The organism is Pseudomonas sp. BRG-100 (assembly GCF_000737955.1).
Classification (GTDB): domain Bacteria; phylum Pseudomonadota; class Gammaproteobacteria; order Pseudomonadales; family Pseudomonadaceae; genus Aquipseudomonas; species Aquipseudomonas synxantha_A.
The window spans coordinates 4763413-4790389 of the sequence record NZ_JPRX01000001.1; the positions used below are offsets into that span (position 1 = coordinate 4763413).

Sequence of the window (26977 nt, forward strand, 5' to 3'; positions counted from 1 at the left end):
GTGCTTAGCGTAAAGACAACCAACACTATAGACCGAGCCCACCAGCCACCGACATGAAGAACCGGTCAGCGATTGCCCCGGTCGTTGGCAAACGCGCTCACCGCCTGGACCGCTTCGCCGGTGCCTTCGCGAATCTGCAGGATCACCGTGCCCGCCTGGTTGGCCAGTTCTACGCCGTGGGCGGCACGGTCGCGGGTGGCGTCCATGCTGTCGATGGCTTGGCGGGTTTCGTCCTGGATCATGGCGATCATGCCGGAAATTTCGGCGGTGGAGCCGCTGGTGCGCGCTGCCAACTGCCGCACTTCATCGGCAACCACGGCAAAGCCACGGCCCTGCTCGCCGGCGCGTGCGGCTTCGATGGCGGCGTTGAGGGCCAGCAGGTTGGTCTGGTCGGCGATGCCGCGAATGGTGTTGACGATGGCGGTGATCTGCTGCGAGCGCTCGCCGAGCTTGGCGATCAGTTGCGAGGATGTGTCGATATCCCGAGCAATTTCGCGCATACCGGTAGCGGTTTTCTGGATCACCTCGGCGCCTTTTTCGGCCATCTCCTGGGTGCTCAATGACAGGTGATAAGCCTGGGCCGCGCTCTGTGCCTCGGTGGCATGTTGTTGGACCCGGGCGGTAACATCGGAGGCGAACTTCACCACTTTGCACAGGCGCCCGCTGGCGTCGTACACCGGGTTGTAGTTGGCTTCCAGCCACACCACCTGGCCGTTTTTATCCACCCGCTCGAACTGGCCATTGAACAGCTCGCCCTGGTTCAAGCGTTTCCAGAACTCGCTGTAGGCTGCACTGTTGGCCAGTTCGGGTGTGCAGAACAGGCGGTGATGCTTGCCCTGGATCTGCGTCAGGCTGTACCCCATGCGCTGCAGGAAGTTTGCGTTGGCGGTGATAATGGTGCCATCGAGGTTGAACTCGATCATCGCCATGGCGCGGTCGATGGCTTGCAGCTTGGCGTTGGCTTCACTTTCAGCTTGCAGGCGTGGGGTGACATCCATGGCGTACTTCACCACTTTGGTCACGTGACCGGCTTCATCGCGTACCGGGTTGTAGCTGGCTTCCAGCCACACCGAATCACCGTTGGCACCCACCCGCTCAAAGGTGCCTGACTGAAATTGGCCGTTGCGCAGCTGCGTCCACAGTTGGTTGTACTCGGCGCTGCGGGTGAACGCCGGGGTGCAGAACATCCGGTGGGACTGGCCCAGGACCTGTTCGGCGCGGTAACCCATGGTCTTGAAGAAGTTCTCATTGGCCCGCAGCACGGTGCCTTGCAGGTCGAATTCGATGACGGCCATGGAGCGCTCGATGGCATCCAGCAGGCTGGCCTGTTGGGCAATGCTGTGTTGCAGGGTGCTGATGGTTTTCTTGTGGGTGTTAAATAGCATGTTAGAGGGCTCGGGCATGCAAGCATATGCGGTATCCATGTATTTGCGCCTGACCCCGTAGGGCCCCAGGCCTTACGGTTGACTTGCTCATTGCCAGCTTCCTGATGCTGACAGAGGGGGTGGAACAAGGGGTTCAGAGTGATCGGCCGGCCCAGAAGTTCGCTGCTTGAGCAGGGGCATTTTCGGGTAGCCGACCAATGGCGGCATTATGCTATTGCGGCAGGCCCGCCGACGAAGATTCGGACGAGGTGTTATCAGACAACTGCGGCTGAACAGGCGATCTTCGATCGCTGGTCCTGACGCGGTTGCGGCCGCTGTTCTTGGCAGCGTACAGCGCGCGATCCGCAGCGTTGAGCCACATGACCGCATCCTTGAAGGCCGGTTGAAAATCCGCCAGGCCGATGCTCAGGCTCACGCGTAATTCGGGGATCTGCGCAGTGCGGTAGTTACTGAACTTTTCGCGCATCTGTTCCATGAGTCGCGCAGCATCTTGCAAGGGCATTTTCGGAAGGATCACACAGAACTCGTCACCTCCGTAGCGGCCGGCGAGGTCTTCTTCGCGCAGGTGCTGGCGTAATTCCTGGCTCAACTGGCGCAGTACCGCATCCCCGACGGTATGGCCGTGCATATCGTTGATACGCTTGAAGTGGTCGATATCGATCAGGGCAATGGTCGCCTGGCTTTGTTGCTGTTGGCACTTATGGAACTTGAGGTTCAGCAGGTCTTTCCATGAGCCATGGTTGAGCAGGCCGGTCAGGCTGTCGATACGGCTCAGGGCGCTGAGGGCGCGTTTATGTTGCGACAGTTTGATTGCCAACTGATAACAGACCATGCCGATGGCCATCGGGTAGAGCGTCAGCATCGGCAAGCAGGTGTAGACCTCGGAAAGGCTGACGCTGGAATCGAACTTGACCCCGAACAGGCTCCAGGCTATCGCGATGCCGGCGGCTTGTGCGAGCAGCCCATGCAGGAGCAAGCGTGTGCCACCGGCAGCGACGTTATTCATGGCCATCATCGACAGAATGGTGACGGCCGTCAGTGGCGAAAACTGGGTGGCCGCTGCCCAGAAACCGCCCGACAATGAGTCATACAGCAGGTTGCGCCGTTCGGCCTGATAGGGAAACGGCGAATGGGTCGAGATCAGATAAGCCACGTGCGGCCAGGCAAGGCCATTGAACAACAACAACGCCCATACCCAGCCTGGCATTGACAAGGGATACAACGCGCCGATTACGCTGATGCTACCGATACCCAGGCCGATGATCCTTGGCTTGTAGATACGTCTGGCAAATGAAAGCCCTTTGCCTCGTCTGTTTTCCATAGTGTCCTGGGTCAGCTGTTTTTTGCAGGTGCGACAGCGTGCGTCAACGGTCGGCGTCGATGATCGGATAATAGCGGCCGATATTGTCGATTATTCCTGTAGGAATAATCAGTGTCCTTTCAGGCCATTTGCGCAAAACAGCGGGTGAATGCGCCAAAAGCGACCTTTAATGTCGCCCCGGCAACAGGTCCTGATGCAGGGGCGGGGTGCGCACTTCGTAGCCGGCGAGGAACAGGTCGATTGCAGATTCGATGACGTTGGCCTGGGCGGCCACATCGAGGGTGGGCTGGCCGAGCGTGATTTGCGGCCAGAAGGCAAAGGCCTTGAGCAGGCTCTGGATCTGGTGAGCCGCGAAAGCTGGATCGGTACAGTTGAGGCGGCCGTCTTCCTGGGCAGCGCGCACCCATTGGGTAAAACCTTCTTCCCGTGCGCTGAGGCGATTGACCATATCTTGCGCACGTTCGGGCGAATGGATGGTGGCAGCAATGGCCACGCGCGCCAGGTCGAGGAAGTTGGCGTCCGACATCATCTTCATTTTTGCTTCCAGCAACTTGCGCAGTTGATCGCGCAGCGGCTGGTCGCTGGCGTAGTTCACGTCCAGTTGGGCAACGCTGCTGGCCCACAGTTGGCTCAGGATCTCGGCGAACAGCTCTTCCTTGCTGGGAAAGTGGTTGTACACCGTGCGCTTGGAAACGCCGGCGGTGGCGGCAACTTTGTCCATGCTGGTGACCTCGAAACCGTTCTCGCGAAATTCGGCAATCGCCGCCGCCACGATGGCGTCGCGTTTACGCTCGGTGAGGCGCTTGGGGGCAGTCATGGATGGCATTCGACTCAATCAGGAAATTACACTCAGCAGTTTACTTGCTCCGGATTTTGTTGCAATCTAGAAACTACACTGTGCAGTGTAATTCTTCTTCGTACTGTAGGAGTCACTCGGTAATGGCCACGATTTCAACCCGTGTCGACCCTGCGCCTGCAGCGCTCCAGCCTGCCGGGCAGGACCAGGGGCACTTCACCAATGACGCCCCGGTGCAACACGGCGGTTTTGGCAAAACCTTGCGCATTTTCTGGAACATGCTGTTCAACAAACCACGCACTACGCGGCCAGTGGGGCCGATCCCGGTGCAGCCACTGACCCGCGAGCAGTTGTTGGCGGCACCCGACCACACGGTGTTCCGCCTTGGGCATTCGACGGTACTGCTGAAGATGCGCGGTAAATTCTGGGTTACCGACCCGGTATTCGCCGAGCGCGCGTCACCGTTCAGTTGGGCAGGCCCCAAGCGTTTCCACGCCCCTCCTATCAGCCTTGAAGCGTTGCCACCGCTGGAGGCGGTGATTCTTTCCCACAACCACTATGACCATCTTGACCACGAGGCTGTGGTGCAACTGGCTGGTAAGACCCGCTACTTCCTGGCGCCCCTGGGCGTGGGCGAGACGCTGATCAAATGGGGGATCGATGCCAATAAAGTCCATCAGCTGGATTGGTGGCAGGGCACGGAAGTCGATGGCATTCGTTTTATCGCTACCCCGGCACAGCATTTTTCCGGACGCGGCCTGTTTGATAGCAACCAGACCCTGTGGTGTTCCTGGGTGATGATCGACGATGCGCGGCGCATCTTCTTCAGTGGCGACACTGGCTATTTCGATGGTTTCAAGCGCATTGGCGAGCAGTATGGCCCGTTTGACCTGACCCTGATGGAGACCGGCGCCTACAACGTCGATTGGCCCCATGTGCACATGCAACCGGAGCAAACCTTGCAGGCGCATATCGATCTCAAAGGGCGCTGGTTGTTGCCCATTCACAACGGCACCTTCGATCTGGCATTCCATGCCTGGCACGAACCCTTCGACCGCATCATGGCCCTGGCCTGGGAGCGCAATGTATCGATCACCACCCCGGCGATGGGGCAGGCGTTTCGATTGAACCAGCCCGAGCGCGGCCATGCGTGGTGGTTGGAGGTGGAGACTGAGGGTACGCAGGAGCGCCTCGCCAGCTGACAGCAATGGCCGCGGAAAAAGGAGTTTTCAAGCTGTTTCAAGGCTGCGACAGGCGCCAGTCAAGGGTGCGATGATCTCCGAGAATCTATTTTCGGGGTAGTTCCGATGGAAAGTGAATGTAGCAAATATTGGCGAGTCGGCATGGCGTGCCCATCCAAGCAATTGGCGCCGGGGCTCGAGGAGCCCGCTGCGAGTATCCATCCTGCTACTGGCCCTACAAACTCACGCAGCATCGCTTTTGGTGCCGATCCTGCTTTGGCCACCAGCATACCAATCCCCGGCTATAACGCACCGGCTCTTCCCCTGAAACCTACGCGCGATCCCTCGTTGTCGTTGATTGCCTTGAGCGGCCTGGAGCCCTCAGGGCCGGTGATGGTCGAGGTGCCTCTGGTACAGAACAATAGCACTTTCAGCGCTGCCTCGACGTTGAGCGGCAGGCGCGTGGGGTTCGCCCAGCGGTGGGGGCATGATCAAACACCGATCGGACACGGGGTGGCATTCTTGCGCGCGTTGGATGTTCTGCGCCGGGCCGGAACCAACTTGGTCCCGGTGCCTGCGCGCCACGCCGATGACCCGCGCCCTGGCGGCAATGAAATCGATGAGCTTGTGCGCGCGTACCAACTGGACGCTCTGGTGGCCGATAGCCAGAACGCCGCCTTCCACGACGCATGCTGGAGTGGCTACCCAAGGCTTAACGAACCGCTTGAGGATGGTGCAGTGTTGTGGTTCTACGGTGCGCGGTGGTCGAAGGATTCCCTTACGGCACTCGTACTGGGATACCGCAGTGCTCGACGTCTGGGAGTACAGGAGGTGCTGAACAATCCAACAGGATGAACTACCGATGTCGCGCTTCTTGGCGGGAGGGGAGTTTTTAGACTGGCACCTGGGTCAATCGGGATCCTTCGCCATTTCTTCCTCTCGCAGGAGATATTTCATGTTTGGTATCGGCTCTGGTGTAAGTTTTTTTGTTAACTACGCACATAACACTTTGCCTGTTCAATCGTCGCCAGCGATTTCAAAACCTATCCCCGCCGGGACGGAATATGCCAGTGTGCGCGAACTGGCTGAGCAGATGTCGCGACCGGGAGGCATCACCTCGCAAGGGCTGGTCAATTATTTTCAGGAGCGCATCCGCACGCTGGATCCGCAGCTGAGTTCTGTTATTGAACTCAACCCGCAAGCGCTTGAAAGCGCCCGCACGCTGGACCAGGAACGGGCCAATGGCAAGGTGCGCGGACCACTGCACGGAATACCTATCTTGCTCAAAGACACCATTGAGACTGCAGGCATGCAAACCAGTGCAGGTGCCTTTGCTCTGGTAGGGGAGGCGGCGGGTAAAAACGCTCCATTAGTTGAATACCTGATCAGCCAGGGCGCCGTGATTCTCGGTAAAACCAACATGACGGAGCTGGCCGGTTTTCGCGGCGCTCCCGATGGCTGGAGTACCCGCGGTGGTCAGACTCGCAACCCACATCATCCGGACGCGCAGGTGGGTGGCTCCAGTTCCGGCTCGGCCGCAGCCGTCGCCGCAGGGTTGGCCCCCTTGGCGGTGGGGGCCGAAACCAACGGCTCGATCATCGTGCCCGCAGCATTCAATGGTGTGGTTGGGCTCAAGCCCAGCGTCGGTTTGTTGGACCGCAATGGCATTATCCCGGCTAGCCAGCACCAGGACACACCGGGCCCGATGGCACGGTCGGTGTTCGATGCGGCGCTGATGCTCAACGCCATGTCTGGCCGCGACCTCCACGATCCGGCGAGCGTGGGCGCTCCAGAAGGGGTTGATTACACGCAGTTATTGGTACCTGGTGCGTTGAAGGGCAAGCGTATTGGATATCCCAAGACGTTTTCTGCAAACGGTGAAGTTCAGGCTGTGGAAAATAGTGCGCAATTCAGCAAAGCACTGGAGGTGCTTGAGGCACAAGGGGCGGTTTTAGTGCCGATTAACCTGCGTATGGCAGATGAGTCACGCTATGAAGAACTGTTGTTATCGGATGTAAACGAAGAGTTGAATGGCTACTTGGCCAAGCGCACGGGATTGCCAGTCAAGTCACTGGCTGAGCTGATCAAGTTCAACGAAGACCGTGACGGCACGGATACCGATCATCAGCCCCTGCTCAAGCAGATCAATGCCTCCACACTGGCGCCAGAACAGCGCGAAAGGGCGTGGGAAAAACTGATCGAGGATTTTCGCAGCAGCGTGGATGAGCCGATCAAGACTTATAAACTGGACGCCATAGTGTCGGATTTTGATACCAACAGTTACTTCGGCGTAGCAGCGGCCGGCTACCCAGGTATCACCGTACCCTCCGGCACGAACGAAGACGGTTTACCCACGGCCGCCCACTTCTTCGGCACCCGTTGGAGCGAGCCCACGTTGTTGGCGGTGGCCCACGGGTATGAGCAGGCCGCACAAACGGCAACCAAGCCTGGGCTTTGATCGGTCAGGTCATTTTGCATCGCAAAAGGAGTGCCGGGCACTGAACCTGCCGGCCTGAAACTTCACGGTTTACACTCAATGCCATGGAGGGACGCCATGGCATACAGAATTCATATCCTCGGCGCAGCGGGCACCGGTTGCACTACCTTGGGCAAGGTATTGGCCGAGCACCTGAATATTGCCTGTTTCGACTCCGATTTCTATTACTGGCAGCAAACCCTCGAACCCTTTTCCATCGCCCGGCTCCGGGACGAACGCCTCCGCCTGCTGCAGGAACACACCGCCGGCCATCAAGGCTGGGTATTGTCGGGGTCACTCTGCGGCTGGGGCGACGCGATGATCCCGCTATTCACCCATGTGGTGTTCCTGCGCGTAGAACCGCAAGTGCGCCTGCAACGCCTGCGCCTGCGAGAAGCGCAGCGCTACGGGGAGCAGATTCTGGAAGGTGGCAGCCGCCATCAAAACAGTGTCGCCTTTCTCACCTGGGCCGCACGCTACGATACTGGCAATCACAGCCTACGTAGCCTGCGTCGGCATGAAACCTGGTTGAAACCGTTGAGCTGCCCGGTGATCCGGCTGGACGCTACGCACCATTCGGTTGAGGAGTTGGTGAATCAACTGACGCCGTTGTTGAACCCATCAACCGAGAAATGAGGCCTGGTGCTGTGGGCTCGGCGGTTACGGTGTCAAACCGGCGCACACTCATGCCCCACCCCGGCGCAAACCCCGGGAAGAACACCAGCCCTTGCGCCTCCAGGCAAAACGCCAGGATCAGGCGGGTTTCATCGTCGACTTCGCCGTGGGCCTCCAATTGTTGAATCGCCTCTACCGCCACGCCCGCCTGGCGAGCCAGATGTTCCCGGCTCCAGCCCAGCATAACGCGGGCCTGTGCGCAGTGTTTGGCGGTGAATTGGTGCAGGACGATCTGCTGTTCTACGAAAGAGCTCATTGCCAGAGAGGACATGGGGGTTCTCCAGGTTCGACGGGGGAGGCGCAACTATACTGTGTTTTTGTACAGTTGTTTGTACCGCTCATCATCTGGATTTTTTCGTCGCTGTTTCAACGCCCAGTTATTCCATTCCCGACGCCTCCCGGATAATCAGATGATCCAGGTTCTCGATATTCGCACTGAATACCCCGAACGTTTGCTCGGGGTTTTTCTTGCTGGGCACCTGCTTGAGTTCCGGTGTCACTCCGTAGAAGAAACAATACAGCGGTCGCTCGCTGCTGGCCGCTGCCTTGATCTACTCCAGGAAAACCGTGCGCTTGCGGTAGCTTTCGATGAGCTTTTTGTTCAGGTAGACGTTGACTGAATAAGGCTTCTTGTCGAGCCACACTTTCTTTTCGAAATCGATGCGAAAGCTGCTGGTGTAGTCTTTGATTTCCTTGATCTTGCCCCAGTAGATCAGGCCCTTGTTGTCTTGCAGGTATTCGATTTTCTTGAAGAACGACCAGTAAGTCGCCGTGTGCTCACCAATCTTCAAGGGCATGGCCTTGAGCTTGTCCTTGTCATCGATGTTCGACACATAGCATTCCACCGGATGGGCGAACACGCTGGTTTTGTCCGGGGTTGTGTCGCTGCTGACATGGGATTTCTCAACGCGATTTGAAGGCGTTTTCGTTGGCTCTTGTGGGGCGCCTCCATCGATGCCGGCAGCAGGTGTTTTACGTTCGTACTGACGGCGTGTCAGTACCAATTCCGATGGGAAGTTGTCCTCGCGCTCGTCCTCACTTTCACCGGCCGCGGTCTTTTGGCTGCTGGCATAGCGACAGCCTTCGATATGCCGGGTGCCGGGTTTGTTCTTGAAGTGTGGGGTGCGCAGGTAATTGACGTTCTTGGCGTTGAAGGTGCTCAACACATTGCCGGCGTCGAACGCTGCGCGGCACGCGTCGTTGGGGCAGAGGAAGCGGTCCTTGTCGGAATCGAAGTCAGCGGTTTCGTCGAAATTCAGCTCTCGTACGTCGTAGATCGACAACTTGTCATCGAGAGCCAGGCTGTAGGCCGTGTCGAATTTCATGGGGCTCGGTCCGTGGGAATTTGGCTATTAATAGCCGGATCCTGTGTAAATATCAGCAAGAACCTGCAACGCGTCGTCCGCTCAAGAAGCCTGACGGTAAAAGCGTCTGCAACGGCTCTCGGCGTAGACCCCAAAACCACGACGTAAACACCATTCCACTGAGATGCACGGATCAAATGTGGGAGCTGTCGAGCCCCAGCGAGGCTGCGAAGGGATCGCCTCGGTCCCCTCCGCCAACCCCACCCACCCGCATCACCGCTGCAACCGAGCCCGCTTTTTCTTCTTCGCATGAAAGTGCCGAAAATGCGCATCCTGCGCCGCGGCCAACAACTCCCGATCCCCACGCGTATCGCCCCAGGCCCTGAGCCGATACTCCCCCAGGTCGCCATACACGGCCTCAAGCCGCAGCACCTTATTCTCACAACGGCAGTTATTCCCGGTGAGCTTGCCGGTCAACACCCCGTCGACCACCTCAAGCTCAGTCCCGATCAACTTGATCCCAAGCCGATCGGCAAACGGCTGCAACACCAACGCCGGCGACGCCGAGCACAACGTCACCACCGCCCCCGAGCCCAACTCCTGCTCCACCGACAACACCCCAGCCGGGCGCATCAACCGCGCCCAATTACGCTGGCAATACTCCTCGGCCTTCTGCTGCACCCACGTCTTCTGCACCCCGGTCATAAAGGTGCGAATCAACTGCGCCTTCAACTCATCCCGGCTGATCTGCCGCACCAAGAAGCGCAGCCCAGGCACCGCCAGCTTGACCATCCGGCCATAAAACTCACCGGGGCCAAAGGCAAACTTGAGGAAGGGCACGAAACTGTCGTGGTGGGTGAGGGTGCCGTCGAAGTCAAAGACGGAGAGTACTTTGGCGTCGATGGGGCCGGCTTCGAGCATGTCTGGGTTCACGGGTTGGCCTCGGTCCTATCTAGTATTTTTTGTGCGTACATCAGGTGTGACAGCAGGAGTCTACTCCCGTGCCAATCTTCCGATTTTGGCGTAAAGCCCTTCGGTGAAAGCGTCCCGATCACTCGACCGGTGACAACGCTGATGGCAGTTGGGGCACAAGGCTACAGCATTGGTGATGCGATCCGAACCCTTCCGGGCCAGGTGCTTGACGTGATGTACTTCAAAAAGTGGCAATTCACCGTGCATTAAAAAGCCCTGAACAAGTCAGGGCTTCATCGTGTTGCTTGGCTTAGGGATCAATCCCAGCTCAGCGCACCACCTGTTTGATACTCGATCACACGGGTCTCGAAGAAATTCTTCTCTTTCTTCAAGTCCATGATCTCGCTCATCCACGGGAACGGGTTAGTCGTGCCTGGGTACTCTTCCTTCAAGCCAATCTGCGACAGGCGACGGTTGGCGATGAACTTGAGATAGTCCTCCATCATCGCCGCATTCATGCCCAACACACCGCGAGGCATGGTGTCGCGAGCGTATTCAATCTCCAGCTGCGTCCCCTGCAGAATCATCTGGGTCGCTTCTTCCTTCATCTCGGCATCCCACAAGTGCGGGTTTTCGATTTTGATCTGGTTGATCACATCGATACCGAAGTTCAGGTGCATCGACTCGTCGCGCAGGATGTACTGGAACTGCTCGGCCACGCCGGTCATTTTGTTGCGGCGACCCATGGACAAAATTTGGGTGAAGCCGCAATAGAAGAAGATGCCTTCCAGCACGCAGTAGTAAGCGACCAGGTTACGCAGCAGTTCCTTGTCGGTCTCGACGGTGCCGGTTTCGAACTTCGGATCGGAGATCGAGCGGGTGTACTTCAGGCCCCAGGCTGCCTTTTTGGCGACCGATGGAATCTCGTGGTACATGTTGAAGATCTCGCCTTCATCCATGGCCAGCGATTCGATGCAGTACTGGTAGGCGTGGGTGTGGATCGCTTCTTCGAAGGCCTGGCGCAGGATGTACTGGCGGCACTCCGGGTTGGTGATCAGGCGGTACACGGCCAGCACCAGGTTATTGGCGACCAGGGAGTCGGCGGTGGAGAAGAATCCGAGGTTGCGCATGACGATGCGGCGTTCGTCGTCGGTCAGGCCTTCAGGGTTTTTCCACAGGGCGATGTCGGCGGTCATGTTGACCTCTTGCGGCATCCAGTGGTTGGCGCAGCCGTCGAGGTACTTCTGCCAGGCCCAGTCGTACTTGAAGGGTACGAGTTGGTTGAGGTCGGCGCGGCAGTTGATCATGCGTTTTTCGTCAACGGCGACGCGGGCGGCGGAGCCTTCCAGCTCAGCGAGGCCTTCGGCGACGTCGAGTTTGTCCAGGGCGGCCTTGGCGCGCACGATGGCGGCCGAATCACTGGCGGTGACGGCGCGGGCTTCGATGGCGGCAGCGGCGCCGGCACCGTCGAGGCGGTCCATGTTGGCTTCGGTGGCGTGGCCGGCGTTGGCGCCTTTAGCGGCTACTTCGCCTTCTTCTTCTTTGTCGAATTCGTCCCAGCTCAGCATGACGTGTCGTCTCCTGCGTGAGGGCTCAAAGGTGCCCGTGTGAAACCGGATGGTTGGGTGTTCACACGGCCCAATGGCCGCGGTGGATCTTAAGGAATCGTTTGTTGCAGCTAGCGCACGCATTAAACGGAATAGGGCTACGGGAGCTCTGCGTGAGGCTTGAGGTGCGCAGCGGTAGGTGCAAGCTCGCGCGGGATGCCTCAGGTCTGGCTCTTCGTCCCAGTGTAAAGGGATATTGCAGGCCCGATTTACCCGCGCATTATAGGGAAAAAATTGGGTTTGTGTTGCGGCGGATGGTCACTTGAGCGCGCCAAAATGACGTGGTTTTCGGCCAGAGCGAGTGTTTGCAAGGCTTTGCTGGGGATGGAAATTTCTGGCGGGTGTTGGGAGAAATTTTATGGGGAGGGGAGGGAGCAGGTGAGAAGGGCTGTATGGGACGTCGTGGCTGAAACCGCCATCGCAGGCAAGCCAGCTCCCACATTTGATTTGCGGTGTATTCGAGGTGGGTTCTTGGCCGCAAGATTGATTTCTTGCGGCGACCAAGATCCGGGTTGAATCTAAATAACCAAGTTGTTATCCGTTAGAGCAACCATTGCCCATCACTTGATAGTTGAGGATGTGTCGTTGACCTTGGGAGTCTTCATATTCCATCTTTACCGGAACAACTTCACAGACTTCCGGAATACTGCTCATGGACAATACTTTAGCCACATCCAAGTGAGTGCTATAGGTGTAGTCCTCAACGATCGGTGCATTCTGGCCGGCCAGCTCAGTCGGGGCTTCGTCGGCCAGGGCGGCGGTGGCGCACAAGCTGCTGAGGGCCATAACTAATAGAGCTTTCATTTCTTCATTACCTTCTTCAGGGCGAAAGGGGGCACGGGGCCCTTGTGAGGCCGCGTGTGTAACTTAAAAGTTGGGAAGTTCGGATTAACGTGCCTTCGTGGGGGCTGTTACGGTGTTAATCACAGTGCCTTGGTTGGCGGAAGTGATTCTAAGCCTGCGCGTTATATTCATATACCCGTGCTTTTGATAAACACCTTTGGCGGTTTTTGTAACAATCGGTCGATCTACGTTTTTTCAGTTACCCGCAACGCACCGCAGGCCGCGGGCCAGAGCAGCAAGCAGGCATAGCAGGGCAATTTGTAGGGTCTTGTTACTACCATCGTCGAATGGTTCTATAGGCCCACCCCGGCTACAACAGGGGCCATACAACAACAACTATTGTCACCGAGGTAAGAAAGATGAGTGCGGCTTCCCTGTACCCTGTTCGCCCCGAAGTAGCAGCCAACACGCTGACCGACGAGGCGACCTACAAGGCCATGTACCAGCAGTCGGTGGTCAACCCCGATGGCTTCTGGCGTGAGCAAGCCAAACGCCTTGACTGGGTCAAGCCTTTCACCGCGGTGAAGCAGACCTCGTTCGACGACCACCATGTCGACATCAAATGGTTTGCCGATGGCACCCTGAACGTTTCCTACAATTGCCTGGACCGTCACCTTGCCGAACGTGGCGATCAGATCGCGATCATCTGGGAGGGCGATGACCCTGCCGAGAGCCGCAATATCACCTACCGCGAACTGCATGAAGAAGTCTGCAAGTTCGCCAACGCCTTGCGTGGCCAGGATGTGCACCGCGGTGACGTGGTGACTATCTATATGCCGATGATTCCCGAAGCCGTGGTCGCCATGCTGGCCTGTACCCGCATCGGTGCGATCCATTCGGTGGTGTTCGGCGGTTTTTCCCCGGAAGCCCTGGCCGGTCGGATTATCGACTGTAAGTCGAAAGTGGTGATCACCGCTGACGAAGGCATCCGCGCCGGTAAGAAGATTCCGCTTAAGGCTAACGTCGACGATGCGCTGACCAACCCGGAAACCAGCAGCATCCAGAAGGTTATTGTGTGCAAGCGCACCAATGGCGCGATCAAGTGGAACCAGCATCGCGACATCTGGTACGAAGACTTGATGAAAGTGGCGGGCACCGTGTGTGCGCCAAAAGAGATGGGCGCCGAAGAAGCGCTGTTTATCCTCTATACCTCCGGCTCTACCGGCAAGCCTAAAGGCGTGCAGCACACCACCGGCGGCTACTTGCTGTATGCCGCCCTGACCCACGAGCGAGTATTCGACTACCGTCCCGGCGAAATCTACTGGTGCACCGCCGACGTTGGCTGGGTCACCGGCCACACCTATATCGTCTACGGCCCGTTGGCCAATGGCGCGACTACGCTGCTGTTCGAAGGCGTGCCGAACTACCCGGACATCACCCGGGTGGCGAAGATCGTCGACAAGCACAAGGTCAACATCCTCTACACCGCACCCACTGCGATCCGCGCCATGATGGCCTCCGGCACTGCCGCCTGCGAAGGCGCCGACGGCAGCAGCCTGCGCCTGCTCGGCTCGGTGGGCGAGCCGATCAACCCGGAAGCCTGGGACTGGTACTACAAGAATGTCGGCCAATCCCGTTGCCCGATTGTCGATACCTGGTGGCAGACTGAAACCGGCGCGACCCTGATGAGCCCATTGCCGGGCGCCCACGCGCTCAAGCCAGGCTCGGCCGCGCGGCCTTTCTTTGGTGTAGTGCCGGCGCTGGTGGACAACCTCGGTAACATTATTGAAGGCGCTGCCGAAGGCAATCTGGTGATCCTCGATTCGTGGCCTGGCCAGGCGCGTACCCTGTACGGCGACCATGACCGTTTTGTCGATACCTATTTCAAGACCTTCCGCGGCATGTACTTCACTGGCGATGGCGCCCGTCGCGATGAAGATGGCTACTGGTGGATCACCGGTCGTGTGGATGATGTGTTGAACGTGTCCGGCCACCGCATGGGCACTGCCGAGATTGAAAGCGCCATGGTTGCCCACCCGAAAGTCGCCGAAGCCGCGGTGGTGGGTGTGCCGCACGACATCAAGGGGCAGGGCATCTATGTGTATGTCACGCTCAAGAATGGCGAAGAGCCCAACGAAGCGCTGCGCCTGGAGCTGAAAAACTGGGTGCGCAAGGAAATCGGCCCGATTGCTTCACCGGATGTGATCCAGTGGGCGCCGGGGCTGCCGAAGACACGGTCGGGGAAAATCATGCGCCGCATTTTGCGCAAGATCGCTACGGCTGAATACGATGGGCTGGGGGATATTTCCACCCTGGCGGATCCAAGTGTGGTGGCGCATTTGATTGAGACGCACAAGACCATGAACGTCGCGTAAGCGCGGATAGTCAAATAAAGCCCCATCCGGTTTAAGCCGGATGGGGCTTTTCTGCGGGATCTAACAATTACCAGATATCCAGTGTGGGAGGGGGCTTGCTCCCGATAGCATCAGGTCTGTGCCAAATATACTGGCTGACCCGCCGCTATCGGGAGCAAGCCCCCTCTCACATTTGGAGCGCATTTCAACCACCAAGCCAATAAATATCGGTTTTTGCTGTGGGACGTTTCAGAATGTTACCGGCTGGTGCAAATGTGTAACCCCGCATTAAAACCTGAGGCGATGGACCACGCTTGCGCCCCTGAAAACCGCGTTGTAGACCCCCTGATAAATTAGATTAAACGCCACACTTGCCGTGCTAGAAGGGTTTGCGAATAATAGGCCCGCAATTTGCAGCATCATCAGGTTTAATATCTTTTGTCTCTGCATAAAACTCAGAGGCTGTCAATGAGCTGGAACCGCTTTCTCAGTGCTTCTGTAAATTGTTGTCGCATTGAGGAAATATCGGCTTCCGGCCTGTCGTTAGAATGCCGATCACTCGCTCGTCGTCGCAGGTGTCGCCCGCGCAGGACGCAGCCCCGCTATTCGGTTACACCTTCGCGCATCGTGGGCCATGGCTCATACTGCTGTTTTTGCCCTATACCGATGGAGTCCCAAGATGAAGAAACTCGTGCTGTTGGGCGCCCTGGCGCTGTCCGTGCTGTCCATGCAGGCTTTCGCCGAAGGCAAGCCACTGAAAATTGGTATCGAAGCAGCTTACCCTCCGTTTGCTTCGAAGGCACCGGACGGCAGCATCGTCGGGTTTGACTACGACATCGGCAATGCGCTGTGCAAGCAGATGGACGTCAAGTGCACTTGGGTCGAGCAAGAGTTCGACGGCCTGATCCCTGCACTGAAAGTGCGCAAGATCGACGCGATCCTGTCGTCCATGTCCATCACCGAAGACCGCAAGAAGTCCGTGGACTTCACCACTCGCTACTACCTGTCCCCAGCGCGCCTGGTGATGAAGGAAGGCACCACCGTCAGTGACAGCCTGGATGAATTGAAGGGCAAGAAGATCGGTGTGCAGCGCGGTTCGATCCACGACCGTTTCGCTCGTGAAGTCCTGGCGCCAAAAGGTGCGGATATCAAGGGTTACAGCACCCAGAACGAAATCTACCTGGACGTGGCCGCCGGTCGTCTCGACGGTACCGTGGCTGACGCTACCCTGCTGCAGGACGGCTTCCTGAAAACCGACGCCGGCAAAGGCTACGCTTTTGTAGGCCCGTCGTTCACCGAAGCCAAATACTTTGGCGACGGCATTGGTATCGCAGTGCGCAAAGGCGACAAGGAAAACCTTGAGCGCATCAACGCAGCGATTACCGCGATTCGTGCCAACGGCGAATACAAGAAAATCCAAGACAAATACTTCGACTTCGATATCTACGGCGCTGATGCCAAGTAAATAGTCGCAGCTGTCTGTCCGAAATGGCGCAAGCACCAGTCATTCTGAAGTTTGCGCCATTTTTTCATCCCCCTTTTCGAGGACCTGAATCATGTTGAAAGGCTACGGGGCCGTTATCCTCGATGGCGCATGGTTGACGCTTCAGCTCGCCTTGTCGTCCATGGCCTTGGCCATTGTTCTGGGTCTGATCGGGGTCGCGTTACGCCTGTCGCCGGTGCGCTGGTTGGCTTGGCTGGGTGACTTGTACTCCACGGTGATCCGCGGGATCCCCGACCTGGTGCTGATCCTGCTGATTTTCTATGGCGGCCAGGACTTGCTCAACCGCGTCGCGCCGCTATTGGGCTTTGACGACTATATCGACTTGAACCCCTTGGCCGCCGGTATCGGCACCCTGGGTTTCATCTTTGGCGCCTACCTTTCGGAAACTTTCCGTGGCGCCTTCATGGCCATTCCCAAGGGCCAGGCTGAAGCCGGCCTGGCGTATGGCATGAGCAGCTTCCAGGTGTTTTTCCGGGTGATGGTGCCGCAGATGATTCGGCTGGCGATCCCCGGGTTTACCAACAACTGGCTGGTATTGACCAAGGCCACCGCGCTGATTTCGGTGGTGGGTTTGCAAGACATGATGTTCAAGGCCAAGCAGGCGGCCGATGCCACCCGCGAACCTTTTACCTTCTTCCTCGCAGTGGCGGCGATGTACCTGGTGATCACCAGTGTGTCGTTGCTGGCCTTGCGTCATCTTGAGAAGCGCTACTCGGTAGGCGTAAGGGCGGCTGATCTATGATCTTCGACTACAACGTCATCTGGGAGGCCATGCCGCTGTACCTTGGCGGCCTGCTGACCACCCTGAAACTGCTTGCCATTTCGCTGTTCTTCGGCCTGCTCGCGGCCTTGCCCCTGGGCTTGATGCGCGTGTCCAAGCAGCCAATCGTCAACGGCGCGGCCTGGCTCTACACCTACGTGATCCGCGGCACGCCGATGCTGGTGCAGCTGTTTTTGATCTACTACGGCCTGGCGCAGTTCGAAACAGTACGCGAGAGCTTCCTGTGGCCACTGCTGTCCAGCGCGACCTTCTGCGCCTGCCTGGCCTTTGCGATCAACACCAGCGCCTACACCGCCGAGATTATCGCCGGTAGCCTCAAGGCCACGCCTAACGGTGAGATCGAAGCGGCCAAGGCCATGGGCATGTCGCGCTACAAGCTGTACCGCCGCATCCTGTTGCCATCGGCCCTTCGCCGTGCGCTGCCGCAGTACAGCAATGAAGTGATCATGATGCTGCAGACCACCAGCCTGGCGTCCATCGTCACGCTGATCGACATCACCGGTGCCGCGCGTACGGTCAATGCCCAGTATTACCTGCCGTTCGAAGCCTACATCACCGCCGGCGTGTTCTACCTGTGCCTGACCTTCATTCTGGTGCGCCTGTTCAAGTTGGCCGAGCGCCGCTGGCTGAGCTATCTGGCTCCACGGAAGCACTGATATGGAACGTATCGATCATCTGCTGCCCTGGGGGCACCTGGGCTGCGAGCGCCAACTGAGCGTATTTCGCTTCGGCAGCGGCGAGCGCAAGGCCTATATCCAGGCCAGCCTGCACGCTGATGAGTTGCCGGGTATGCGTGCCGCATGGGAACTGAAAAAACGCCTCACCGAGCTGGAACAGCAGGGCGCCCTCAACGGCGTGATCGAGCTGGTGCCGGTAGCCAACCCGATGGGCCTTGGCCAGCTGTTGCAAGGCAGCCATCAGGGGCGTTTCGAAGTGGGCAGCGGCAAGAATTTCAATCGCGACTTCGTTGAGTTGAGTGAGCCGGTCGCCGCGTTGCTGCAAGACAAACTGAGCGATGACCCGCACGCCAATGTGCGCATGATTCGCCAGGCCATGAGCGATACGCTCACCGCCTTGCCCGAGCCGAGCAGCCAGTTGCAAGGCATGCAGCGCATTCTGCTGAGCCATGCCTGCACCGCCGATGTGGTGCTGGACCTGCATTGCGATGCCGAAGCCGCGCTGCACATGTATGCGCTGCCGCAGCACTGGCCGCAGTGGCGGTCGCTGTCAGCGCATTTGAATGTGAAGGTCGGCCTGCTGGCGGAAGATTCCGGCGGCAGTTCGTTTGACGAGGCGTGTTCGTTGCCGTGGCTGCGTTTATCGCGCCTGTTCCCCGAGGCCCGGATTCCGTTGGCCTGTCTGGCGACAACGTTGGAGTTGGGCGGCCAGGCCGACACCGGCCGTGATGAAGCGATCTTCCACGCCGAAGGCATTCTGGCATTCCTCGCCGAACAGGGCTTGATCAGGGGCCAATGGCCCGCACCGCAACATGAACCTTGTGAAGGCATGCCCTTCGAAGGCACCGAGTTGCTGTTCGCCCCCCATGCCGGTGTGATCAGTTACCTGCGTAAAGCTGGCGACTGGGTAGAAACCGGCGACGAGATTTTTGAAGTGATTGACCCCCTGACCGACCGCGTAAGTACCATTTGTGCGGGTACCTCAGGGGTGTTGTTTGCCGTTGAACGGCTACGTTATGCCCAAGCGGGTTTCTGGCTGGCCAAGGTGGCGGGGCGCGAAGCGCTGCGTCACGGGCGCTTGCTCAACGACTGACCACCTGTTTTTGTGAGAACCGACCGCATGTACAAGCTTGAAGTCCAAGACCTGCATAAACGCTATGGCAGTCATGAAGTGCTCAAAGGTGTGTCCTTGGCCGCAGCGGCCGGTGATGTGATCAGCATCATCGGTTCCAGCGGTTCGGGCAAAAGTACCTTTTTGCGCTGCATCAACCTGCTGGAGCAGCCCCACGCCGGCAAGATTCTGCTCAATAACGAAGAGCTGAAACTGGTGGCCAACAAGGATGGCGCCATGAAGGCTGCCGACCCCAAGCAACTGCAACGTATGCGTTCACGCCTGTCCATGGTGTTCCAGCATTTCAACCTGTGGTCGCACATGACCGCGATTGAAAACGTGATGGAAGCCCCGGTGCACGTGCTGGGCATGTCGAAGAAAGAAGCCCGTGAAAAGGCCGAGCATTACCTGGCCAAGGTCGGCGTGGGCCATCGTAAGGATGCGTTCCCCGGCCACATGTCCGGTGGCGAGCAGCAGCGCGTGGCGATTGCCCGTGCCCTGGCGATGGAGCCCGAGGTAATGCTGTTCGATGAGCCTACTTCGGCGCTGGATCCGGAGCTGGTGGGCGAAGTGCTCAAGGTCATGCAGGACCTGGCCCAGGAAGGCCGCACCATGGTAGTGGTGACCCACGAAATGGGCTTTGCCCGTGAAGTGTCGAACCAGTTGGTGTTTTTGCACAAAGGCATTGTTGAAGAGCGTGGTAATCCGCGGGAAGTGCTGGTGAACCCGCAGTCCGAACGGTTGCAGCAGTTCCTCTCTGGCAGTTTGAAATAATCAAGGCTGCTTTTGTGCACCGGGATAGTGCATGCTCCGCAGTCTTGAGGTTAGCCCCGATCTCTTGTGGGAGCTGGCTTGCCCGCGATAGCGATGCATCAGTCAATGATGTGTTAACTGACCCACCGTCATCGCAGGCAAGCCAGCTCCCACTTTTGATCTCTGTTTGTTTTGGGATTTGTAGTTGATTACGGGCTAGCATTGGCCCACGGCTTCTTTCACTGTTTTCGCTCCGGATAGCACTCCATGACCGCCCACAAAATTGGTTTCCTGATTTGGCCCAGCACAAAAGCACTCACGCTTGCGCTGGCTGAGGAGGCCTTGCGCGTTGCTCAGCGGGTGCATCCGGATGTGGTCTACGAGTTGTCTTTTCTGCAGGCCGAGCCGCAAACCGAGGGGGCCTGGCAGTTGCCGGGCGAGCCGTGGGCCGGCAAGTTGGAAGGCTTTCAGAAACTGTTCCTGCTGGCGGATGAACCGCCTACCGTCATTGCGTCGCAGCTCAGCACTGCGCTCAAGCAGCTGGTTCGGGCTGGGTGCGTGATCGGTGGGTTATCGGCGGGTGTGTACCCGTTGGCCCAGCTTGGTCTGTTGGATGGTTATCGTGCTGCCGTGCATTGGCGCTGGCAGGATGACTTTGCCGAGCGCTTCCCCAAGGTCATCGCCACCAGCCATTTGTTCGACTGGGACCGTGATCGCCTGACCGCTTGTGGCGGCATGTCGGTACTCGACCTGCTGCTGGCGGTGCTGGCCCGCGATCACGGCGCGGAGTTGGCCGGTGCTGTGTCCGAGGAATTGGTGGTGGAGCGCATCCGCGAAGGCGGTGAGCGCCAACGTATTCCACTGCAAAACCGCCTGGGCTCCAGCCATCCCAAGCTGACCCAGGCGGTGCTGTTGATGGAAGCCAATATCGAAGAGCCGCTGACCACCGACGAGATCGCCCAGCACGTGTGCGTGTCGCGACGACAACTGGAACGGATCTTCAAGCAATACCTCAATCGCGTCCCCAGCCAGTACTACCTGGAACTGCGCCTGAACAAGGCGCGCCAGATGTTGATGCAAACCAGCAAGTCGATCATCCAGATTGGCCTGTCGTGCGGCTTCTCCTCGGGGCCGCATTTCTCCAGCGCTTACCGCAACTTCTTTGGCGCCACGCCGCGCGAAGACCGCAACCAGCGGCGCAGCAGCAGCCCCTTCGAGTTGTCGTCGGTGCCCTCAGAGCGCGGCTGATTAAACAGTTAGTCTTCTTCTGGCACTGGCAGAGCTGCCACCAGCGGCGTGCCTTGGGAGTCCACGGTGGCGGCCGCGACCTGGAAGTCCACACCTGTGCGTTGGTAGTACTGACGCAAGCGCTCCATGCTTTGCGCCGACAGTGGGTTGCCGCTCAAGTCGCTGTCGCCATTGAAGGTTGCTGACGTCTCCAGCAAGTCCTGCGGTATCTCCCGGATCGCGTTATTGCTCAGGTCCAGCGTTTGCAGTTGATCCAGGCCAAATACGCCCTCTGGAACTTCGCTCAGTGCCGCGTTGCTCAGATACAGCGCAACCAGTTGGTTCAGCGAGCCGACGTCAGGGGCGTGACCCAGGGGGTTGTTGCTCAAATTAACAAACTCAAGTTCGGTCAACCCCGTCAGCACGCCTCGGGTTTCGGGTGTCAGCCGGATTGCGCATTCCGTTATATCCAATGTGGACAGTTTGGGCATGTGCTGGATCGCCTCAGGCAGGGTGCCCAGGGAGCACTTGCTCAGTTTGAGGGTTTGCAAATGGCTGAAGCTGCGCAACGTACCGTCGACACCAGTCGTGGTGCCGTTGCCGTCCAGTTGGAACGAGGTTACGTGGTCGAAGTTGGCGTTCAATTCCGGCAAGTCGCCCAGCACTGGTGTGTCGAGTAAGACCTGGTGGGTCAGCTCATCGTCCAGGCTTTCTTCATCCTCGGGGGCTTCTCGTCGCCACGCCTGCTCCAGCAGTGTCTTGAAGTTGCGCCGCCTCAGTTGGTCCTGAGCGCGGGTTTGTTCGTCAATAGGCACATCCAGGATAGGGTGCCGATCCGGTACAGCCTGCACCCACACCTGCAGGTCGTTGTTCAGTCGCTCGTATTCAGCTTCCAGGCGCGTCAACGTCGGTTCGATTGCCGCCATGTCGCCGGGCAGGCGGAAGATGAAACGGTCTGCCTCGTTATCCAGAAACGAGGGGTATAGCCGCTGCGTGCGCATGCGTTGTGATTCGGATGCCTGGGCGGCGAAACTCTCCCCGGTGCGCTGGCAGTAGCGTTTGATCGACTCCAGGGTTTGGGGTGTCAAGGGGTTTGCGGAAAGGACCAGGCCACTGGTGGTTGAGGCCGGCATGGAAAAAAGTGCCTCGGGCAGTTGCTCAATGGCGTTTTTGCTCAAGTTGACCGACTGGCGTGGCGGGTCGCCCAGCAGGCTAGGGGGTAGCTGTGTCAAACCGGTGTCTTTCAGCGAGATTGTGCTCAGATTGGGCAGGTGACTGAAATCCGGAGTACGGCCCAGCGGGTTGTGGTCCAGGTATAAATATTCGAGGCTGGTCATGCCTTGCAACCCCGCTACGCTGGTAGGGCTGAGTTCTATTGAGCAGCGTGGCAGCCCCAGAATGGATAGTGCCTGCCGGTTGAGCACTTGGGCAGGGATGTCGCCGAGCCTCACGTTGTTGATGTCCAGGATACTTAGGGCCTGGAAGCTGTCGATAAAGGCGGTCGACCCCATCGGGCTACCATTGCCTTTGATGGTCAGTGAGCCAACATGCTTGAAGTGCGCGCTCAGCGTGGGCAGCTCGCCTGCGAGCGTCGCGGGGATTTCCAGCAAATGGACGAATTGAGTGTCCTGGGGTGTTTCCCTGCGCCAGCTTTGCTCAAGTAATGTGCTGAGCTCGCTTCGCCGGGTGGCTTCCGATGGCTGCAACTGCGGCTGTTGCGTCCAGTGGTTGAGCTCGGACTTTAGCGTATCCAATTCACCGGCCAACCTTGCCAGCTCGCGCCTACCCGCTTCCAGGTCGCCTGGGAGGCTGTAGATAAACTGGTTGATCTGGTCGGTGTCCAGTGAGGGATACAGCATTTTTGCGTCGCGCACATCCACTGCCGGAGCATCGGCCTCCCAGTAGGTGCCATGCTGCTGGTAATAGGCTTTAACGCGCTCGAGGGTGGCCGATGACAGTGGGTTGTCAGATAGGTCGAAGGCAGCGCTGGTATGTGACGGAAGATCGAACAGTGCTTCCGGTAATTCTCCGATCTGGTTGCCGCTGAGAAAGGCTGCGCTAAGGTCGTTGCGGGTGAGCAAACCGGGAGGGAGGCGATCGATGCCGGTTTCGGACAGGTCCAGTGTGTTCAGCTCGGTCATCGCTTCCACAGTGGGCACCCGACCCAAGGGGTTTTTATGCAGGTCCAGGGTTTGCAATTGGGTCATCGAGGCGAGCTGGGTTTGGCTGTGCGGCGTCAGGGTAATTGCGCAGTCGCTCAGGCTCAATACGTTCAAGCTGCGCATCTGAAGTACGGCTGGGGGCAGGTTGCCCAAGGGAATACTGTCAACGGTCAAGTGACGCAGTCGGGGAAAGTTGCCCAGGAACGCGGCGGCTCCTTGCGTGTGGTTGCTGCCTGACAGCGTCAGCATTGATACGTGATCGAAGTTGGCGGACAGTCGCGGCAGTTCGCCACGAATAGGGTAACGCAGGTTCAGTCGGTAGCCGTCGCGCGCCGGGTCTTCGAAGTAGTCATCGAGGGGTAACTCCCTGCGCCAGCAGCGTTTGAGTTCGCGGGCAATGAGTCTGCGATTGCGTTGCTCGTACAGACGCTGGTGTGCGCTGAGTAGGGCGCCGTTTCCGGGGGGCCGAAGCGGAATGTCGCGTTGCCAGGCATTCAGGTCATGTTCCAGTTGGTTGTATTCGATGCGCAGCGCCTCAAGGCCCGCGAGTGCACCGCCAGGCTGTGAGTGCAAGTGGTTCACCAGGGTAGTCAATTGGCGTTCGCGAAGTCTGGGGTACAGGTCGTGCGCGCGTTGAAGCAAGTTCACAGGTCTTAATGGCGCCGGCGCCTGGGCACGATAGCCGTTGTCGCTGCCCAGCAGGCGCAGGGCTTCAGTGACACTTTCCGGCTTGCTATCAGGGGTGAGTAGTGTGCGCAGTTCACTGCGTGGCAGCGGCGCTTGCCGCAGGCGCTGCTTGAGTTGTGCGCCGTCGTGGATGCCAAGGCCGAGCTGGTCACGCTGTTTATCGGGTAGGGCACTTAAAACGGCTGAGTACAGGTCGGTCTCGCTGGAGAGGGCACCCTGTTCATTGTGGGGCTGGTAGCGGCCGGCTTCAGTACGCACCAACGTGCGCTGGATCGGGGCGTCATCTGGACCGATCCGCAGCCAGCTCGGTCCGGTTTGCGAGTGGTGACGAGCCTCTAGCTGTACCTCGCCAGACCAGCCTGGCAGTGTGCGCAGGGAGTTCAGTGCCAGGCGATCAGTGTCCAGGGAGGGCGGCGTATTCAAGTGCTGACCCTCATAGGCACGGTTGATCCGTACTTCATTCAACGCGGTGCGTGCCAGTTCGGCCAGGCGCGGGGGCGTGTTTCGTTCATGCAGTGCTTCAAGTTCTGCACCGCTGGCCTCGCTCACAAGTGTTTTCGCAACGCTTATAGGCAGTTCAGGCGTGGTGGTGAGCAATTGCTGGGTAAGCGGTTCGGTGGTGGCTTGCAACGTCGCATAACGCGAGTCGAACAACGCGCTGCGCTGGCTATCGGCAATGTCCGCGAGCTTATGGCGTAGCAGTTGGGCGCGGCGATCCAGGCTGAGTTCGGGATCGCTGGCGCGCTCACCGAACTGCGCGCGGATTTCTTCGCTGCTCATCCCACGCAGGACGGTTTTCAGCAAGTCGCCGTTCTCCAGTTGGGCCTCAAATACCTGAATCACTGGCATGCGTTCATCACCGAACTCCCAGGCTGTTTGCCCCTTGTCGTCGACGATGCGCAAGGCTTTGGTGGGCGGCCACGAGCCGTGGGTGGTCAACACTTGCAAGGTGTCTTGTGGGTCAATCAGGTGGTACACCGCCGGGTCGTCGCTGCGTAGCTGATCGATCAGCCGCTGGATGCTGCGGTCGATGCGCAGACGACTCAAGGTATCGTCCAGTAGCGGCGATAGAGGCTCGCTGTTGAGGTGCATTTTGCGCACGACACCCTCATCCACGCCGCTGATGTGCAAGCCCAGTTCCCGGTCCGCTTCGCTTAAATCCTGCACGCTGTGCCCCAGTCTGCGCAGCAACGTGTGCTTGTCCCACTGCAAGGGCTGTTCGAGTTCGGTGTGCCACGCGCCGGCGCCGTTGTGTCGCACAATCGGGCGATAGGCGTCAGGGCGGCTGGGGTGTTTGATGTAGTAAAAATCACTGTCCGGACTTTCTTCCACGGTGTACAGCTTGTTTTCCAGTGGCAGGATTGTTTCCTTGCGTACCTCGTGCAGGCCCAGCTCGTTGATACCCAGGCGCGTTGGCAACGATGATGGGTACTCATAGGGCGCCAGGTCCGGTTTCCAGTAGCGTTTGGCGCCGTTGGCAAGGCTCACCGGTTTGAAGCTGTCAATGTACGCGAGGACGTTTTCGGGCAGTACTTTACGCAGTTCGGTCGGGCCAATTTGGGTGCCCGCAGCGAAAGCACCCATCTGCACCAGGGATTCCAGCACGCTCATCAGATGACCGAAGGCTTCCTTGCCCAGGCCTTCGGCCCAGTCGATCACCCCTTCGAACACGTCATCGAGCAGTTGATAAGCCATGTAGCCCAGCATCAATTCGCCCAGGCCCGGCACGAAGGGGGCGACCACCATCAGTGCGGCGTTGAGGATAGAGGAAGCCACATCGACGAAAGAGTCCCAAAGCCGCCAGCGCGCCTCACGATCGACGCTGGCGGTGGAGACGGCCAGTGTGCGGGCGTCGTTGAGAATCTTGTCGAGTTTGCGACGGTACAGATGCAACCAGGGGTCGCCCCAGACAGGCTGCGCATCAAACTGTAGCTTGGGGTCTTCGATGGGGGTGCTGCGCCAGGGCGATTGGCCGCTGCCCCTGACCGGCGGGTGCCAGGTGATGCGCGCCAGGCGCTGGCTCAAGCCGGAAAAAAACACCCCGCGTTGGGCGTGGGGTACAAAGCGGCTGAAGAAGGTTTGGTAGTCGCGGTCGCGCAGTTGCCGAGTCAGTTCCTGTTTGAATGCCAAGGGCGAGGCGTATTCCTTGAGCGGATGCTGCGGATCATCTGGAACGTATGCCACCAGGCGTTGCGGCGAGCGGGGTCTCTCAAGGTCGGGAGAGAACAGTTGAATGCCGGTCAGCGCAATGTCCATCATGCGCAGCTCCTGACAGCGCAACGGTTGGCCGTTGAGCCTGAGGTTGGGCGTGCCAGCTATCAGCCCTTCGATCAAGTCAGCATAGTCGTCGCTGATATCGTCCTTGATACGTGCCAGTTGCACGGCTGCATGCAGGGCGGCTTTCTGGCTGGCGTCGACCTTCAGGCGCAATACCGCAGCGGCAACCGGGTTGGACATGCCCAGCTCATCGTTGAGGTAGCGGGCGTAGCGGGCACCCATGTCCAGGTCACGGCACAGGCTGGCGAATGCCTGAATCGATAGCACGCGTTTGATCTGCGGCAAAGTGTCGAATTGCCCGCTGGCCGAAGGCTGCGTGATAAAGGTCGAGGCCGGCTCGTAGGCGTCGGCCAGGGTTTCCTTGTGCTCAAAGTTATGCAGGGCGGCGTCGAGCAGCGAAACCGTCCAGGTTCGCGCGGCGCCGGAACGTATCGGGAACCAAGGGGTACGATCAGGGATATACAGGCGTAAATAGGTTGCCTCGACGTTCAGGTCTAGGCCGTAATCGGCTTTCAATGCCTGTTCGAGGATCGGCTTGGCGAACGCCTTGGCGTCCTGCAGGTGCTGCAATGCCCGATCTACGCTGTTTTGTGCCTCCCAGTGGGCGCCGGTCAGCCGCGCGAGCGCGGCGCGTTGTTCGGCACTGCCCGGCAGCTGTTGTGGCTGGGTGGTGGCAAGTGCCTGGCGTTTGTCGGCGCAGGCATTGCCGAGCCAGGAGGGCAGGGTGTCGGTCAACAATTGATAGTGGCTGTCGGGCAGGCGGGTATCGGAATAATCGAGGTTCGTCATGGAGCGGGTCCGTGCAAGTTATGAAGCCCGCAGTAAACCAGCCGGTTGCAGAGGGGGACCTTTAGATAGTTAGGGGGCGCAACCCTTTCACTGGATAACCCTGACGCAAACCTGGCGCAGCGTTTAAACTGCGCCATTGCGACGCTATTTGTCGCATTGGCGTAAACCCGCTAAAAACGCGGGTTGGCGCTATAAGAAGTTGTCGCTTGGCGGCA

General features: G+C 58.7%; 19 protein-coding genes and 2 pseudogenes. 11 read left to right on the forward strand and 10 right to left on the reverse strand.

Annotation, left to right across the window (positions count from 1 at the left end):
* Positions 1-65: 65 nt before the first annotated feature.
* The 3 genes from JH25_RS06255 to JH25_RS06250 form a co-directional block, all read right to left on the reverse strand.
* Positions 66-1385, reverse strand: a complete 1320-nt coding sequence (locus JH25_RS06255; RefSeq protein ID WP_032879807.1) for a methyl-accepting chemotaxis protein — start codon at positions 1383-1385, stop codon at positions 66-68.
* Positions 1386-1596: 211 nt separating this feature from the next.
* The gene (locus JH25_RS0127325; RefSeq protein ID WP_081883330.1) at positions 1597-2706 is read right to left on the reverse strand and encodes a diguanylate cyclase; all 1110 of its coding nucleotides are present in this window, start codon (positions 2704-2706) and stop codon (positions 1597-1599) included.
* Positions 2707-2872: 166 nt separating this feature from the next.
* The gene (locus tag JH25_RS06250) at positions 2873-3523 is read right to left on the reverse strand and encodes a TetR/AcrR family transcriptional regulator (RefSeq protein WP_032879809.1); all 651 of its coding nucleotides are present in this window, start codon (positions 3521-3523) and stop codon (positions 2873-2875) included.
* A 122-nt stretch (positions 3524-3645) separates the two neighbouring features.
* Here JH25_RS06250 and JH25_RS06245 point away from each other — a divergent pair, with 122 nt between their 5' ends.
* From JH25_RS06245 to JH25_RS06230, 4 genes are all read left to right on the forward strand, one after another.
* Positions 3646-4704 carry an MBL fold metallo-hydrolase gene (locus JH25_RS06245; protein ID WP_032879811.1) on the forward strand — a complete coding sequence of 353 codons (1059 nt, stop codon included), beginning with the start codon at positions 3646-3648 and terminating at the stop codon, positions 4702-4704.
* Positions 4705-5031: 327 nt separating this feature from the next.
* A complete protein-coding gene (locus tag JH25_RS06240; protein ID WP_236648063.1) occupies positions 5032-5538 on the forward strand; it encodes a hypothetical protein in 507 nt (168 codons plus the stop codon).
* Positions 5539-5638: 100 nt separating this feature from the next.
* Complete coding sequence (locus JH25_RS06235; protein WP_032879813.1) at positions 5639-7141, forward strand: amidase family protein; 1503 nt, start codon at positions 5639-5641, stop codon at positions 7139-7141.
* 96 nt (positions 7142-7237) lie between these two features.
* On the forward strand, positions 7238-7795 hold the full coding sequence (locus JH25_RS06230) for an AAA family ATPase (RefSeq protein WP_032879814.1): 558 nt from the start codon (positions 7238-7240) through the stop codon (positions 7793-7795).
* On the opposite strand, the gene JH25_RS28285 is transcribed toward JH25_RS06230, so the two are convergent.
* From JH25_RS28285 to JH25_RS06210, 6 genes and pseudogenes are all read right to left on the reverse strand, one after another.
* Positions 7725-8105, reverse strand: coding sequence for a helix-turn-helix domain-containing protein (locus JH25_RS28285; protein ID WP_032803685.1), 381 nt, complete (start codon positions 8103-8105; stop codon positions 7725-7727). The two genes, JH25_RS06230 and JH25_RS28285, sit on opposite strands and share 71 nt — an antisense overlap.
* A gap of 106 nt (positions 8106-8211) precedes the next feature.
* Positions 8212-9159, reverse strand: a pseudogene (locus JH25_RS0127330) (hypothetical protein).
* A gap of 252 nt (positions 9160-9411) precedes the next feature.
* Positions 9412-10059, reverse strand: coding sequence for an HAD-IB family hydrolase (locus JH25_RS06220; RefSeq protein ID WP_032879816.1), 648 nt, complete (start codon positions 10057-10059; stop codon positions 9412-9414).
* Positions 10060-10131: 72 nt separating this feature from the next.
* Positions 10132-10305: pseudogene (locus JH25_RS28290) on the reverse strand (HNH endonuclease); the annotation flags it as partial.
* A 62-nt stretch (positions 10306-10367) separates the two neighbouring features.
* Positions 10368-11618, reverse strand: coding sequence for a ribonucleotide-diphosphate reductase subunit beta (locus JH25_RS06215; protein ID WP_032879817.1), 1251 nt, complete (start codon positions 11616-11618; stop codon positions 10368-10370).
* Between the two features lie 573 nt (positions 11619-12191).
* A complete protein-coding gene (locus JH25_RS06210) occupies positions 12192-12461 on the reverse strand; it encodes a DUF2790 domain-containing protein (RefSeq protein WP_014719601.1) in 270 nt (89 codons plus the stop codon).
* 398 nt (positions 12462-12859) lie between these two features.
* On the opposite strand from JH25_RS06210, the gene acs reads away from it, so the two are divergent.
* The 7 genes from acs to JH25_RS06175 all read left to right on the forward strand — a co-directional run bounded on the left by acs (position 12860) and on the right by JH25_RS06175 (position 20868).
* The gene (acs, locus tag JH25_RS06205; RefSeq protein WP_005790645.1) at positions 12860-14815 is read left to right on the forward strand and encodes an acetate--CoA ligase; all 1956 of its coding nucleotides are present in this window, start codon (positions 12860-12862) and stop codon (positions 14813-14815) included.
* A gap of 658 nt (positions 14816-15473) precedes the next feature.
* Complete coding sequence (locus JH25_RS06200) at positions 15474-16259, forward strand: ABC transporter substrate-binding protein (RefSeq protein ID WP_032879819.1); 786 nt, start codon at positions 15474-15476, stop codon at positions 16257-16259.
* Between the two features lie 91 nt (positions 16260-16350).
* Entirely contained in the window at positions 16351-17040 is a 690-nt protein-coding gene (locus tag JH25_RS06195) for an ABC transporter permease (RefSeq protein ID WP_032879821.1), read from the forward strand.
* Positions 17037-17735 (forward strand): ABC transporter permease, encoded by a 699-nt coding sequence (locus JH25_RS06190; RefSeq protein WP_032879823.1) that lies wholly within the window; start codon positions 17037-17039, stop codon positions 17733-17735. Before JH25_RS06195 ends, JH25_RS06190 begins: the two co-directional genes overlap by 4 nt.
* A gap of 1 nt (position 17736) precedes the next feature.
* Entirely contained in the window at positions 17737-18849 is a 1113-nt protein-coding gene (locus JH25_RS06185; protein WP_032879825.1) for a succinylglutamate desuccinylase/aspartoacylase family protein, read from the forward strand.
* Positions 18850-18876: 27 nt separating this feature from the next.
* Complete coding sequence (locus tag JH25_RS06180) at positions 18877-19641, forward strand: ABC transporter ATP-binding protein (protein ID WP_032879827.1); 765 nt, start codon at positions 18877-18879, stop codon at positions 19639-19641.
* A 246-nt stretch (positions 19642-19887) separates the two neighbouring features.
* The gene (locus tag JH25_RS06175; RefSeq protein ID WP_005790635.1) at positions 19888-20868 is read left to right on the forward strand and encodes a GlxA family transcriptional regulator; all 981 of its coding nucleotides are present in this window, start codon (positions 19888-19890) and stop codon (positions 20866-20868) included.
* An 8-nt stretch (positions 20869-20876) separates the two neighbouring features.
* Here JH25_RS06175 and JH25_RS0127335 read toward each other — a convergent pair whose 3' ends face one another.
* Positions 20877-26762 (reverse strand): dermonecrotic toxin domain-containing protein, encoded by a 5886-nt coding sequence (locus JH25_RS0127335; protein WP_050549399.1) that lies wholly within the window; start codon positions 26760-26762, stop codon positions 20877-20879.
* Positions 26763-26977 lie beyond the last annotated feature (215 nt).